This is a genomic window from Hymenobacter glacieicola, assembly GCF_014640315.1.
GTDB lineage: Bacteria > Bacteroidota > Bacteroidia > Cytophagales > Hymenobacteraceae > Hymenobacter > Hymenobacter glacieicola.
In genome coordinates this window covers 71,560-84,370 of the sequence record NZ_BMGS01000002.1, presented here as the reverse complement: position 1 = coordinate 84,370, position 12,811 = coordinate 71,560, and the positions used below count along the sequence as shown (strand labels likewise).

10 protein-coding genes are annotated in these 12,811 nt (G+C 57.1%); 8 read left to right on the top strand and 2 right to left on the bottom strand.

Features of this window, described 5'->3' with window-relative positions:
• Positions 1-33: 33 nt before the first annotated feature.
• The gene (locus IEW18_RS03370) at positions 34-828 is read right to left on the bottom strand and encodes a polysaccharide biosynthesis/export family protein (RefSeq protein WP_188556416.1); all 795 of its coding nucleotides are present in this window, start codon (positions 826-828) and stop codon (positions 34-36) included.
• Positions 829-1,109: 281 nt separating this feature from the next.
• On the opposite strand from IEW18_RS03370, the gene IEW18_RS03365 reads away from it, so the two are divergent.
• The 4 genes from IEW18_RS03365 (at position 1,110) to IEW18_RS03350 (ending at position 5,865) form a co-directional block, all read left to right on the top strand.
• Positions 1,110-1,787 carry a response regulator transcription factor gene (locus IEW18_RS03365; protein ID WP_188556415.1) on the top strand — a complete coding sequence of 226 codons (678 nt, stop codon included), beginning with the start codon at positions 1,110-1,112 and terminating at the stop codon, positions 1,785-1,787.
• 154 nt (positions 1,788-1,941) lie between these two features.
• Entirely contained in the window at positions 1,942-3,348 is a 1,407-nt protein-coding gene (locus IEW18_RS03360) for a sensor histidine kinase (RefSeq protein WP_188556414.1), read from the top strand.
• Between the two features lie 184 nt (positions 3,349-3,532).
• Entirely contained in the window at positions 3,533-5,143 is a 1,611-nt protein-coding gene (locus IEW18_RS03355) for a SulP family inorganic anion transporter (protein ID WP_188556413.1), read from the top strand.
• Positions 5,144-5,223: 80 nt separating this feature from the next.
• Positions 5,224-5,865, top strand: coding sequence for a carbonic anhydrase (locus IEW18_RS03350; protein ID WP_188556412.1), 642 nt, complete (start codon positions 5,224-5,226; stop codon positions 5,863-5,865).
• A 288-nt stretch (positions 5,866-6,153) separates the two neighbouring features.
• Here IEW18_RS03350 and IEW18_RS03345 read toward each other — a convergent pair whose 3' ends face one another.
• A complete protein-coding gene (locus IEW18_RS03345; protein WP_188556411.1) occupies positions 6,154-6,582 on the bottom strand; it encodes an EamA family transporter in 429 nt (142 codons plus the stop codon).
• 164 nt (positions 6,583-6,746) lie between these two features.
• Here IEW18_RS03345 and IEW18_RS03340 point away from each other — a divergent pair, with 164 nt between their 5' ends.
• The 4 genes from IEW18_RS03340 (at position 6,747) to IEW18_RS03325 (ending at position 12,792) form a co-directional block, all read left to right on the top strand.
• A complete protein-coding gene (locus tag IEW18_RS03340; protein WP_188556410.1) occupies positions 6,747-7,724 on the top strand; it encodes a formylglycine-generating enzyme family protein in 978 nt (325 codons plus the stop codon).
• Between the two features lie 416 nt (positions 7,725-8,140).
• Positions 8,141-9,136, top strand: coding sequence for a hypothetical protein (locus IEW18_RS03335; RefSeq protein WP_188556409.1), 996 nt, complete (start codon positions 8,141-8,143; stop codon positions 9,134-9,136).
• A gap of 124 nt (positions 9,137-9,260) precedes the next feature.
• The gene (locus tag IEW18_RS03330; protein WP_188556408.1) at positions 9,261-11,804 is read left to right on the top strand and encodes a type IA DNA topoisomerase; all 2,544 of its coding nucleotides are present in this window, start codon (positions 9,261-9,263) and stop codon (positions 11,802-11,804) included.
• A 670-nt stretch (positions 11,805-12,474) separates the two neighbouring features.
• The gene (locus IEW18_RS03325; RefSeq protein WP_188556407.1) at positions 12,475-12,792 is read left to right on the top strand and encodes a DUF6438 domain-containing protein; all 318 of its coding nucleotides are present in this window, start codon (positions 12,475-12,477) and stop codon (positions 12,790-12,792) included.
• Positions 12,793-12,811 lie beyond the last annotated feature (19 nt).

The window sequence follows — 12,811 nt, the reverse complement described above, 5'->3', positions numbered from 1 at the left end:
AGAGTAGGCGCGGGAAAGGCGCGGGAAGTGGCGTTAGAAAACCTGTAAGTAGTTAAGAATCAGCACAACGGCCGAAATGCCGGAGAAAACGAGGGCTAGGTTGCCGGCATTTCCGCGGTCGGTGCGGGCCTTCAGGGGCTCCACATACAGGGCATCGTTGGGCAGCAGGTAGAAGTAGGGCGAGGTGAGCAGGGCCGGGTCGGTCAAGTTGATCAGCACTACCTCCGAGCCTTTCGTGGTTTGCCGGATCAGCTTCACGTTGTGGCGGTTACCGAACTCGGTCAGGTCGCCGGCCAGGCCCAGGCCTTCCAGCAGGGTGCACTGGGCATTGTACACGAAGTAGCGGCCCGGATTGCGCACCTCGCCCAGCACCGTTACCTTAAAAGAAAGCAGCTTCACCAGCACGTTGGCGTCGCGCACGTAGCGGGTTACCTCCTTTTGGGCGGCGGCCTGAGTTTCCTCTACCGTAAGGCCTACCACTTTCAGGCGGCCTACGGTCGGGAGGTTGATGTTACCGGCGTCATCTACGGAGTAGCCCGTCAGGTAGAGGTTGCCAGGGTCGCCATTGAATACGGCGCGGGTATCCACGGTATTAAAGGCTTCGTTAAGAGTAGACTGGGTGCTCTGGACCCGAATGCTGAGCACGTCGCCGGGCTGAATACGGTAGCGCTGCGGGGCGTTGTCAACGGCCACCGGCGTCCGGGTGTTAAAGTTGTTTCCCTGCAGGTAGGGTAGGTTTTTTTGGGATACGCACCCGCTAAAAATTAGCGGCGTCAGTAAAAACAGGAACAAAAGAGTACGGCCGAAACGGCGGAGCATTGACAGCATAGCAGCGGAGGGAGAGAGGTGAAGCGGGAGGAGCCGACTACTGACCAGAACCGGGCAGAGGAGTCTAAATCTGTTCTTTGGGCATAAGCCTACCATTGAATATTTCCATAAACGTATTGGATTGAATTTGTAAAGTCAAGGAATATTTAAATTATTCTGATAATTTTTTGTATTGATAGAGGCAACGGAAATGGCCTTCTGCTGGTTACAACTGTCCAGTAATTCCCTACTTCTGGGCCCGGGTACTACCTTGCCGGCTTTAAGCTGCGTATAGCCTGCCCATGAAGATTTTGCTGGTTGAAGACGAACCCAAGGTGGCCTCCTTTCTGCACCAGGGCCTGACAGAACAACACCACACCGTGGACCTGGCGGCCGATGGGCTCCTGGGGTTGCGCCTGGCCCAGGCCGGTACCTACGACTTACTGATTCTGGACACTCTACTACCCGGCCTGAGCGGTCTGGAACTGTGCCGCCAAGTGCGGGCCCAGGACACGAGCGTGCCCATTCTTATGCTCACGGCCCTGGGCGAAACCGACGATAAAATTCGGGGCCTTGATGCCGGCGCGGACGATTACCTAGTCAAGCCATTTGCCTTTCAGGAGCTGCTGGCCCGCATCCGGGCCCTTACCCGCCGCCGCCATGAAACGCCCACCGCCGAGGCCGTGCTGCGCCTGGCCGACCTAACCCTGGACCCCGTGCGCAAAGTGGTGCAGCGCGCCGGCCAAACAATTCAGCTCACCGCCCGGGAGTTTGCTTTGCTGGAGTATCTGCTGCGCAACCAAAACCGGGTAGTGTCGCGGGTTGATATTCTGGAGCACGTCTGGGAAACATCCTTCGATACGGGCTCCAATGTCATCGACGTCTACATCAACTTCCTGCGCAAAAAGCTTGATAAGGATTTCACTCCCAAGCTTATCTATACGCTTGTCGGGATGGGCTATGTGATGAAGGAGGAATGAGCATGTGCGGTGCTGATGAGTTGATGATTTGCTGCATAAGTGCAGGTCAGTAAAATTTCATACTCGTCTACCTCAGCCTGTGACGGCACTGCATCAACAGGCCAGCCCGAACCCATCTGCCCAATACCCCATCTGCATAGCAGCACCTTAACACATGACCATCCGCACCCGCCTGACGCTGCAGTTTGCCCTTATTCTGGCCATAACGCTGCTGCTGTTCTCCCTGGTGATTTATTACTTCACCTACCATTCGCGGCGGGAGTTTTTCAGTGAAAGCCTGTTTGCGCGGGCCCGCATTGTGGCCCACGTGTACCTGGATGGGACCAACCGCGCTGGCGAGGAAAGTCGGGCCTCCTACCGCCGCTACCTGCGGCAGTTCTACCGTACCCTACCCGAGGAAGAAGTGCGCGTATTTGATGCCAACGACCGGGTAGTGTTCAAGGAAGGGCGCGACGGGCGTGAGCCGGTACCTCAGGACCTACTGCGCTCTGTACGCGAGGCCGGCCGGGAGGTAGTGCTGGAAAATGATTACCGCCAGACCGTAGGGCTGCTTTACCGCGACGAGGCCCGCGGCGACTTTGTGGTAGTTGCTTCTTCCGTTGATGCCGACAGTCGCCAGAAAATGAACGACCTGTTCACGGTACTGCTCTCAGGGCTGCTCGCCTCCTTTGTAATTGTTGGGATTGGCGGCTTCTTCTTTGCCGGACAGGCGCTTAAGCCCATGCAGCGCATTATTCAGGAGGTCGACAGCATCACGGCTTCCGACTTGCATCGCCGCCTGTCCCAGGCTGAGGGACTGGACGAGGTGTCGTTGCTGGCCCAGCGCTTTAACAGTCTGCTAAACCGGCTGGAAACGGCCTTTGCCGGGCAGCGTACCTTCGTGCGCGACGCCTCCCACGAGCTGCGCACGCCCCTCACGGCCATCATTGGTCAGTTGGAAGTTGCGCTGCTCCAGCAGGAGCGCACGCCCCAGGAGTACCGCCGCGTCCTGCAAAGCACCCTCGATGCCGCCCGGCTGCTGAAGGACCTCACCAATGGCCTGCTCCAGATTGCCCGTGCCTCCGACGACCCCTCCCAGGTACCGCGCACCCTGGTTCGGCTGGATGAACTGCTGCTGCTGGCCCACGAAGAAGTTCACCGCCGGCACCCTACCTGCCGCATCGACCTAGACTTTAGGGAACCCGCCGATAGTCGGCGCCGGGTTCCGTACGGGGTACTCGGCAATGAAGCGCTGCTGCTGGCCGCGTTTCTGAACATTATGGAAAATGCCTGCAAGTTCTCTAGCGGCTGCACCGAGCCTGTTGTGGCCACTCTCAACGCTACCCGTACCCGGATTCAGTTGGTCGTGCGCGACCAGGGCGTGGGCATGAGCGAAGCCGACCGGCAGCAAGTATTTGTTCCTTTCTTCCGGGCCGAGGCAGTTCGCAACGTTCCGGGCCACGGCATAGGCCTACCTCTGACGGCCAAAATCATGGAGCTGCACGGAGGCATCATCGGAATAGAAAGCCACCTGAACCATGGTACTGCCGTTACGCTGGATCTGCCGGCTGCGGTGGTATAGTGCACAGCACGCACTCCGCACGCTATTCACTCAAAATAGGACATTATATAGGAGTTTATATTTTTAATTTGCTTTTAACTTCCTTTTAACAAGGTCTTAACGATGGTGTCATAGACTTGCATACCCCTAGTAAAGTTCTTTTTGAGCAGCTAGGTGTGTCCGACCTATCTATTTCCCCTCGTTCATGTCGAAAACTGCTCCGGCTTCCGAAGCGTCAGTGGCTTTGCCGCAACCCACTGGCATTCCAAATTCTCCTTGGAAAACGCTTGGCAAGGATTTGCCCGCCGGATTAGTTGTATTCTTGGTTGCCCTGCCGCTGTGCCTGGGTATTTCCTTAGCTTCGGGGGCTCCCTTGCTGGCCGGGATTATCTCCGGCATCATTGGTGGGGTTATCGTCTCGTGGGTAAGCGGTTCTCAGCTTAGCGTGAGCGGCCCGGCTGCCGGCTTAACTGCTATTATTCTTTCGGCTATCAGCACGCTGGGCAGCTTTGAAGCCGTATTAGCTGCCACCGTAATTGCCGGTATCCTGCAAATGATACTGGGTGTAGCCAAGGCCGGCATCATTGGCCTTTATTTCCCTACCTCCGTTATTCGTGGAATGCTGGCCGCTATCGGCCTAATTCTGATTCTCAAGCAGATTCCCCATTTCGTGGGAGCTGACGCGGATTACTTCGAGGACATGGACTTTCTGCAGTTCAATGGCCAGAACACCTTTTCGGCTCTCAAAGCAGCTATGGGCGGTATTAGCGCCGGCTCAGCGCTGGTAGGCTTGGTTTCGCTAAGCATTTTGCTGCTCTGGGACAATGTGCTTACCAAACGGGTGGCCTTCCTGCGCCTCGTTCCGGGCGCCCTGATTGTGGTGGTGCTGTCAATTGTGCTCAATAACTTACTGGATGTAGCCGCCCCCGTGCTGCGCATTCGGCCCGAGCACCTCGTAAGCCTGCCTTCTATCACAGCCTGGCAGGATTTTGCCAACGTATTTACGGCCCCCGACTGGGCTGCCTTCCGCCGGCCTGTGACCTATACTGTGGCCTTTACTATTGCCATTGTAGCCTCGCTTGAAACGCTGCTCAGCGTGGAGGCTGTCGATAAACTCGACCCCCACAAGCGCGTGACGCCGCCCAACCGGGAGCTGCTCGCGCAGGGCGTAGGCAACCTGCTGAATGGCTTACTTGGCGGCCTACCCATGACGGCCGTTATCGTGCGTAGCTCCGCCAACATCAATGCCGGCGGCCAAACCCGAATGTCGACCTTCTTCCACGGCTTGCTGCTGCTTACCAGCTTGCTGTTCCTGGAATCAGTGCTAAACCAGATTCCGTTGTCGGCCCTGGCCGCAGTGCTGCTGGTGGTAGGCTACAAGCTAACCAAGCCCGCCCTCTACCGCACTCAGTGGAACTTAGGCTTGCAGCAGTTTCTGCCCTTCATCATCACTATTATTGCCATTCTGTTCACGGATTTGCTTAAAGGCGTATCGATAGGGCTGATTGTGGGTATCTTCTATATTCTGAAGGCAAACTACGAGTCAGCTTACTTCCTGAGCATTCCTCCGGCCCAGCAGGCTGGTCCGCTGCACCTAAAGTTATCAGAGCAGGTGTCGTTTCTCAATAAGGCCAGCATCGTCAAGGTTCTGAACGAGTTACCAAACAACACCCACGTAATTATCGATGGCACCAACTCCTCGCACATTGATTACGACGTATTGGAGGCCATTCAGAACTTTAACGTTTCGGCCCAGGAACGCGGCATCAACGTAGAACTGCGTGGCATTAAGCACGTTCAGGTTCTTGGGCATTAATAGAATGGAGATTCGCGCTACTGCTGTTTCGCCTGCTTAATATCTTTCTCTCTACGACTTACCTCCAAAATTCCCTGCACATGAAAGGACTCGAGCCAATTCTGGCCAACAATCGCAAATGGGTTGAAGAAAAGCGCGCTGCAGATCCTGACTTCTTTAACCGCTTGGCTAACGGTCAGAAACCCCAGTACCTCTTTATTGGCTGCTCTGATTCGCGCGTGCCCGCTTCGGCCATCACCGGTACCGGCCCGGGGCAGATGTTCGTGCACCGCAACATTGCTAACCTAGTAGTTAATACCGACTACAACCTGCTGTCCGTGCTGCAATATGCCGTGGAAGTACTGGGCGTAGAGGACATCATGGTAGTAGGTCACTACGGCTGCGGTGGGGTAGCGGCGGCAGCCGGCAATAAGCAATATGGGCTCATCGATGGGTGGCTTACCAATATCCGGGACGTAATTCGGGTGCACGAGGCCGAAATTTCGGCCATTACCGACGAAGAAACCCGTCTGCGTCGTCTGGTAGAGCTAAACGTCATTGAGCAGGTTCGCAACCTAGCCAAGACCAACATCATCCAGAACGCGCGCCAAGGCTCCAAGCCGCCGCGCTTGCACGGCCTGGTATATGACATTAAAGAAGGTTTGCTCAAAGACCTGAAGGTAGAAGACGACCTGGTGGGCAACCTAAAGGAAATCTACAGAACCAGCACTGCAGGTCACTAACCCCTGAAAACAGCAGGACCACTGCCGCCACAGCCAAGCATACCCTCTGCTGGTGCTGATACTAGAAGTGGCCTTGTCTAGAAATAGGAAACAATATTTTGCCTTGGGTAAACTAGGCGTATGGTCCTACAAGCATCATCGGGCGTAGTCTGAGGGGAGTGCGCTTTCGATGTGTGGAACCGCCGCGGCTTCTGGCTGCGGCGGTTTTTTTATTATATCCGGACACTATCCGGGCTTAACCGGCCCGGAATAAAAACCTTAGAAAAGGCCCTTACCCATGCAGAAAAATTATTCACTGCTTCGGGTAAAGGCAATGAGCACGGCGCCGCCGGCCATCATGGTAGCGCCCAGAATTACTTGCCAGGTGATTTTCTCCTTAAGGAAAAATACGGCCAGCAGAATAGAGAATACCAGCGAAATTTTATCGAAGGAGGAGGTGCGGGAGGCCGGGCCTAGCTTCAGGGCCTGAAAGGATAACAGCGACGAGGCACACGTAATAATGCCGGCAGCAATCAGGAACAGCCAAGTCCGGCGGTCAATTTCGGCTACCTGCCCCAAATGGCCCTGCCAGGCCACCACGCCCCAGGCCACAGCCACTATCAGCACCGACTGCACGGCAAAGGCCACACTCGACTCAATATTTTTGACGCCTACCTTGGAAAGCGTAACCACAACGGCCGCCGACAGCGCGGCCAGCAACGAAAACATCCACCACATATATTCCTGATCAAGAAGACTCTGACCAGATACGGACTTAGCCCTAATTTAGCCGGGAGCGGCGTGTTTTAGCTGCGTAGGTGCGGGCTATGGCTCTGTATTAGGTGCTACGCTCAACTGAAAACCCATGGGTGCCTGCGGGCTAACTACTTCCTCCACTCGGTATGAAAAATAGAACCATCGTAAGCAGCACTGTAAGCCTGATCCTATTTATGCCCTCCTTTGTCTGGGCCCAAAATACCCGCCTGGAAGCTGCCCTGCCAAGCTTGCCTGAGCCGCCTGGCACGACCCGCGTGGCGGAAAACCTATTTATAGATGAAACGGAGGTAGCTAACATTCACTGGCTGGAGTACCTGCACTTCCTGCGTCGCGACTCTACCCTGAGCCTGTACCGTTCCCAATTGCCTGACTCCACTGGCTGGCAGCCCGTCGTTGACCCCGAGCAGGACCAGGCACCGCAGTCCTATTTCCGGGCGCCGGGCTACCGCTACTACCCGGCCACCAACATCAGCTACGAGCAGGCTCAGGCGTACTGCCGCTGGCGGAGCGCCATGGTAAACCAAGGCTATTTCCAGGGCGCGGAATTTCGCAAGCAGTACCCGGAGCTGCGCGACTATATCGTGACGGTAACCTATCGCCTGCCTACGGAGCAGGAATGGCAGGTGGCTGCAGCGGGTGGGGGTGGGGTCGGGCCCCGGCCTTTCGAGCTGATTCAGACCCGTTCGGTCCGCAAGCCTAAAGGCCAAAAGCTGGCTCAGGCCGACGACCTCACTGCTTGCCTGGATGCCCAGCAACTGCCGCATCCGGCGGCGGAGGTGGCCTACGAGTTGCCTTACAACCTACGCGAGAACTACTACCTGGCGGGCAGCAATCAAGTATTCTTCTGCGCCCCGGCCAAGGAGATATTCCCGCTCCAACGCATCACCGATGGACCCGCCAATGGCTTGGGCATGCAGCAGGTGATTGGCAACGTGGCTGAAATGACAGCTACCAAGGGCGTGGCCAAAGGTGGTTCCTTTAAATCATCGGTGGCAGGCCTAACGCTGCAGGCTCGCCAGACGTATCAGGGGCCGCAAAGCTGGCTGGGGTTTCGGTGCGCGGCTACGGTACAAATGCGCAAAAAAACCGAAAAAGCTAAGTAACGGGTAAGGCACTGCAGCTGCTTTCAGGCCTGAAGCGTCCCGTGTTATTTGTACTGTAACACAGAAAACCAGTAGCAGCGTAGGCGTTAGTCGGGCTGATGCCGGATAGCGCGTAGGTGCAAGCTCTTACCCAGGCCCATTGTGTAGTCGCTCACAGGCAGCAAGTGCGCGGATTATGGCCGGGCAGCACCAAGCGGCAACCTGGCTACGGATGCTGTCCGGGAAACAGGGTTCTGAATTTATTCTGGAGGAGCTTTTGCAATAGGGGGAATGGAACCTGTTGGTTGTAAAGTAATTGCAAAAATAGCTTTTCTTTAATTATATAACTTTAGACACTATATATTGTATTCTATATTACAAAAATTCAACCATATCGCAATATATTGCCGTGCGGTACAGAAATTAGTGTTGTTACCATGCATGGGTTAAGAAAAATCGAAGAATTATTTGCCTATGATTCGCTGGTGCAGTTGGCTAGTGAAGTGAAAAAACAGGAGCTGGACTACCGCGGGGCCAGCCTGCCCGGAATTCAGGAAAATATTCCCTTCGGCCTGCATGTACTTCAGCTCGCCGAGCAGGGGCATCCATGCTTTTTTGGCCTCAATGCCGACAACGAGCCACAGGTAATTACCCTGCCGCTCAACCAAGCCAGCCGCTTCACGTCCATTGGTTACTACGTGGGTAGTGAGGGCGGTACGTTTCGGTTGCACCGCACCACGTTTGCCTTGTGGGTGGCCAGCCTCAGCTTTAGCCAGCTCAAGCAGTACTACCCCCGCATCTTCGAGGGCAATAACTCCTCGACCATGGTGCTGACCCCGCCCGACGAGTTTGGGGTGCTGCTACCGCCAGACAACCGTTGGGGCCAGCTCTATGCCAGCCAGCGCCTCTACGACCAGGAGCTGCGCGAAGTAGCGGCCGCCAGCGGGGTGGTAATTACCCACAACGAACAGGAAAACCTGTTCGGGCTCTACCACCGCGGCAGCTTAGTTGAGCAAAGTGCCCAACTGGAGGTGGCCCACTTGGTCAAGCTCATTACCCACCGGCTCAACACGCCTGTTGCCTACCACCAGGTAAAGCAAAAGGTGCTGGATGAGCGCTACGACAGCGCCTTCCCGAAGGAGTTGGATAACTTTGATAACTGGGACGGCGAAATTCAGGAGCACCGGCAGTTTCCGCTGGCTAACCTGTTTTATGTGCGCGTGCAGGCGGCCACCGAAAACGCGGCCCTGCACATTGCCCGCGAGGAAATTGTCTTCCAGCGTAGCCTGAACCCGGTGCGGATTGCGGCCCGGGGCCTACCCTTCGAAATCGAGAGCGTGACGATGCTGGATCGGGTGTCGAACACCGGTTTTTATGAGGTGCGCTACCACTTCGTGACCCAAAATCAGGTGGAGCTGGCCTCGGCCTCCTGAGCCGTGCCGGCCGGCGGAAAACGCCACCATTAAACCGACTTTTTCTCCGCGTATCTTTGTTGATTCCTCACTGGCGCCGGCGCCGGCGAAATCTAGAGTACGAATCAGCGAGAATTAGCCCGTAGTGAAAGTTTGTATTGCTGAAAAGCCCAGCGTGGCCCGCGAAATTGCCCAGGTGCTGGGTGCTACCCGCAAAATGGATGGCTACTTCGAAGGCAACGGCTACCAGGTGACCTGGACCTTCGGGCACTTCTGCCAACTGCGGGAGCCCGAGGACTACCGCCCCGAGTGGAAACGCTGGAGCATCCACGATTTGCCCATGGTGCCCGAGAACTTCGGCATCAAGCTCATGCGCCGCGACGACGGGGTAGTGCGCCAGTTTACCGTCATCAAAAACCTGCTGGCCAGCGCCGAAGAAGTCATTAACTGCGGCGACGCCGGGCAGGAAGGGGAGGTGATTCAACGCTGGGTGCTGCTGGAAGCCAAGTACCGCAAGCCCACCAAGCGCCTCTGGATTTCCTCCCTCACCGAAGAAGCCATCCGCCAGGGCTTCCAGAACCTGCGCGACGGCTCGGAGTTCGACAAGCTCTACCAGGCCGGTAAAAGCCGGGCCGTCGGCGACTGGCTGCTGGGCCTGAATGCTACCCGCCTGTTTACCCTGAAGTATGCGCCGGGCCAGCGTCAGGTGCTCAGCATCGGGCGGGTACAAACGCCGACCCTGGCCCTGCTGGTGGACCGCTACCACGAAATCCAGAACTTCAAGCCCGAGCCCTACTGGGTGCTGCGCACGGAGTACCGCGGCACCATGTTCAGCCACGTAGCGCCGCCCAAAAAAGGCAAGGCCGAAGACGACGAGCCCGACGAAAAGGCCCGCCTGAAAGCCCGGGGCTACTTTGTGACCCAGGAGGAGGCCGACGCCGCCCTGGCCGCCGTGAAGGACGTACCGCTCACGGTCACGAACGTCGAAATCAAGAAGGCTCTGGAAACGCCGCCTTCTCTCTTCGACCTGACCTCGTTGCAGGTGCAGTGCAACAACCAGCTGGGCCTTTCCGCCGAGGATACGCTTAAAACCGTGCAAGCCCTCTACGAGAAGAAGGTGGTCAGCTACCCCCGCGTGGACACCACCTTCCTGCCCGACGACCAGTACCCCAAAATTCCGGGCATTTTGCGCGGGCTAGGCGCTTACCACAGCCTGACGGCTCCGCTGCTGGCCGGCAAAATCAAGAAGTCGGGCAAGGTCTTCAACAACAATAAAGTCACCGACCACCACGCCATTATCCCGACCGGGGCCAGCGCCAGCAGCCTGGGTGGCACCGAGCACAGCGTCTATGACATTATTGTACGCCGTTTCCTGGCCGCTTTCTACCCCGACTGTGAGGTCTCGAACACGACTGTAACGGCCGAAGCGGCCGGGCGCACCTTCCGCGTGCGGGGCCGGCAGATTCTGAACCCCGGCTGGCGTGTGGTGTACGGCGACCCGGAGAAACAGCAGGCGCCCTCGGCCCCGAAAGCGGCCGGCGAGGGCGACGACGATGTGGTAAACACCGTGCTGCCCAGCTTCGAGAAAGGCGAAAACGGCCCCCACAAACCCCGCCTCGACTCCAAGATGACCCAGCCCCCGCGCGAGTATTCGGAGGCCATGCTGCTGCGTGGCATGGAAACCGCCGGCCGCAACGTGGATGACGAGGAACTGCGCCAGGCCATGAAGGAAAACGGCATCGGCCGGCCTTCTACCCGCGCCGCCATCATCGAAACCCTGTTCAAGCGGGGCTACATTCGTCGCGACAAAAAGAAAATCGTGCCCACTGCTACGGGCGTCGAACTCATCGGCCTGATCCGCAACCCTACCCTGAAGTCGGCGGAGCTAACGGGCCAGTGGGAGAAGAAGCTACGCCAGATTGAAGGCGGCCAGCTGGACCAGGAACAGTTTCTGGGCGAGTTGAAGCAGTTGGTGCGCGAAATGGTGCACGAGGTAAAGCAGGACGGCTCCGGCCGCGCCGTGACGGTAGCAAGCCCCGACGCCGCTGGCACTGGAGGCAGAGCCGCTGCTCCACGGCCCGCGGCCCCGGCCGCCGTGGCTACCCCCGCCGTGCCGGGGGCTTTGGGGCCGTGCCCGGCTTGCGGCAGTGGCCACGTACTGCGCGGCAAAACAGCCCTCGGCTGCTCACGCTGGCGCGAAGGCTGCACCTTGCGCCTACCTGCTCAGTACGAGGGCAAGAAGCTCACCGACAAGCAGGTAGGCGACCTGCTGAAGAAAGGTCGGACCCAGGTCATGCAGGGTTTCCTGGACGAGGCTGGCAACAAGTTTGGCGCCGCCATTCGCCTCACGCCCCAGCACACCCTGGAACTGGTGCGCGCCGCCGAAAGCAAGCCCACCACTGCCACCGACCCCGGCCAGATTCCGTGCCCCGTGTGCCGCCTGGGTCAGATACTAAAGGGGAAAAGTGCCTGGGGCTGCTCCCGCTTCCGCGAGGACTGCCAGTTCCGGGTGCCCTTCGAGTGGGGCGGCAAAACCCTCACCGACAGCCAAATGAACCAGCTCCTGCGCAAAGGCAAAACCGGCGTCATCCGTGGGTTCATCTCCTCCAAAACCGGTAACCGCTACGAGGCCGCCTTGCAAGTAGGCGCGGAGGGTAGGATAGAGCCGGTGTTTGATAACAAGGGCTGATGAAAAAAGGACGGCGTATCGGTTGGGTGCTGACATTCGCGGTGGTATGGTTCCTGCTGAGCCACAGCGTTATGGCGCAATCGTTGCGAATAGGCCGTTTAGCTGCCGTTCCCGCCCTAACTCCGCGAGTGGTTGTTGCCCATATTCCGAACAGCATTGATTCTCTCCGCACCAATGCCGATGTGGAACAATGGGTAAGAAAACATGCTTTGCTGCGAAAGCGCAGTTACTTCTATCCGGACTTTCAACTGGACACAGCGCTGGTAACATACTATGCTGACTGCCAGCATTACTGCGCCGAGCTGCGTGTCAAGCCTTGGACAGTAGTCGACTTGGATGGAAATGGCCGAACTGATTTAGTAGCGTTTCGGCTGAGCAAAGCCTCTGGGCGTTTCTCCCATGAGCCATACATCTTCTATGATTACGGGCCGTATGGTGACATTCGGACTGAGTACTTGCAGGGGCGAGGAGGGGGAGGCCCCTGCGAATTAGTAGCAATAAGGCAGGTAGCTGGTCGGCCGGCATTGGTATTTGCGCACCATGTTACGCGGCCACAATCGGATGGCTTTTCAGCCCAGCCGGTTCTGCAGTTAGATACCTTACCTTGGTGCATCGGTTCGGAGACTTAGTAGAGTATAATGCTTCTTCCACTACCCCACGTTTTAACCGCTTGGAAGTAAGTGTTGGCAGTAGCGGTTGCGCCAGCTTTCGTATAACCGTGCATGCCGACCGCAAGCTGGAATATCAGGTAGGATGCACGACTGGTAGCGAGTATTATTTCGTTAATCTGGAGCGGGGTAAATTCCAGAGCGAGTTGGACAGTGTGCAGCTTGAGCAGATACAACAGCTTTTCCAGTGGGTGAAGCCCGAAAAGCTCGCTAGTGCCTATGCAGTGAACTGGACGGATGCTGCTATGGTGTGGCTAGGAGCGGAATATGGCGACAGCAAAGTTTTACGCATTAAGGACTATGGCGGACGGGCAACCTGAGGGCTGCAGCGGCTGTATG

Excerpts from the sequence above, each read along its gene's own strand:
- IEW18_RS03370 (WP_188556416.1), bottom strand. The coding sequence starts at position 828 with ATGCTGTCAATGCTCCGCCGTTTCGGCCGTACTCTTTTGTTCCTGTTT.
- IEW18_RS03365 (WP_188556415.1), top strand. The coding sequence starts at position 1,110 with ATGAAGATTTTGCTGGTTGAAGACGAACCCAAGGTGGCCTCCTTTCTG.
- IEW18_RS03360 (WP_188556414.1), top strand. The coding sequence starts at position 1,942 with ATGACCATCCGCACCCGCCTGACGCTGCAGTTTGCCCTTATTCTGGCC.
- IEW18_RS03355 (WP_188556413.1), top strand. The coding sequence starts at position 3,533 with ATGTCGAAAACTGCTCCGGCTTCCGAAGCGTCAGTGGCTTTGCCGCAA.
- IEW18_RS03350 (WP_188556412.1), top strand. The coding sequence starts at position 5,224 with ATGAAAGGACTCGAGCCAATTCTGGCCAACAATCGCAAATGGGTTGAA.
- IEW18_RS03345 (WP_188556411.1), bottom strand. The coding sequence starts at position 6,582 with ATGTGGTGGATGTTTTCGTTGCTGGCCGCGCTGTCGGCGGCCGTTGTG.
- IEW18_RS03340 (WP_188556410.1), top strand. The coding sequence starts at position 6,747 with ATGAAAAATAGAACCATCGTAAGCAGCACTGTAAGCCTGATCCTATTT.
- IEW18_RS03335 (WP_188556409.1), top strand. The coding sequence starts at position 8,141 with ATGCATGGGTTAAGAAAAATCGAAGAATTATTTGCCTATGATTCGCTG.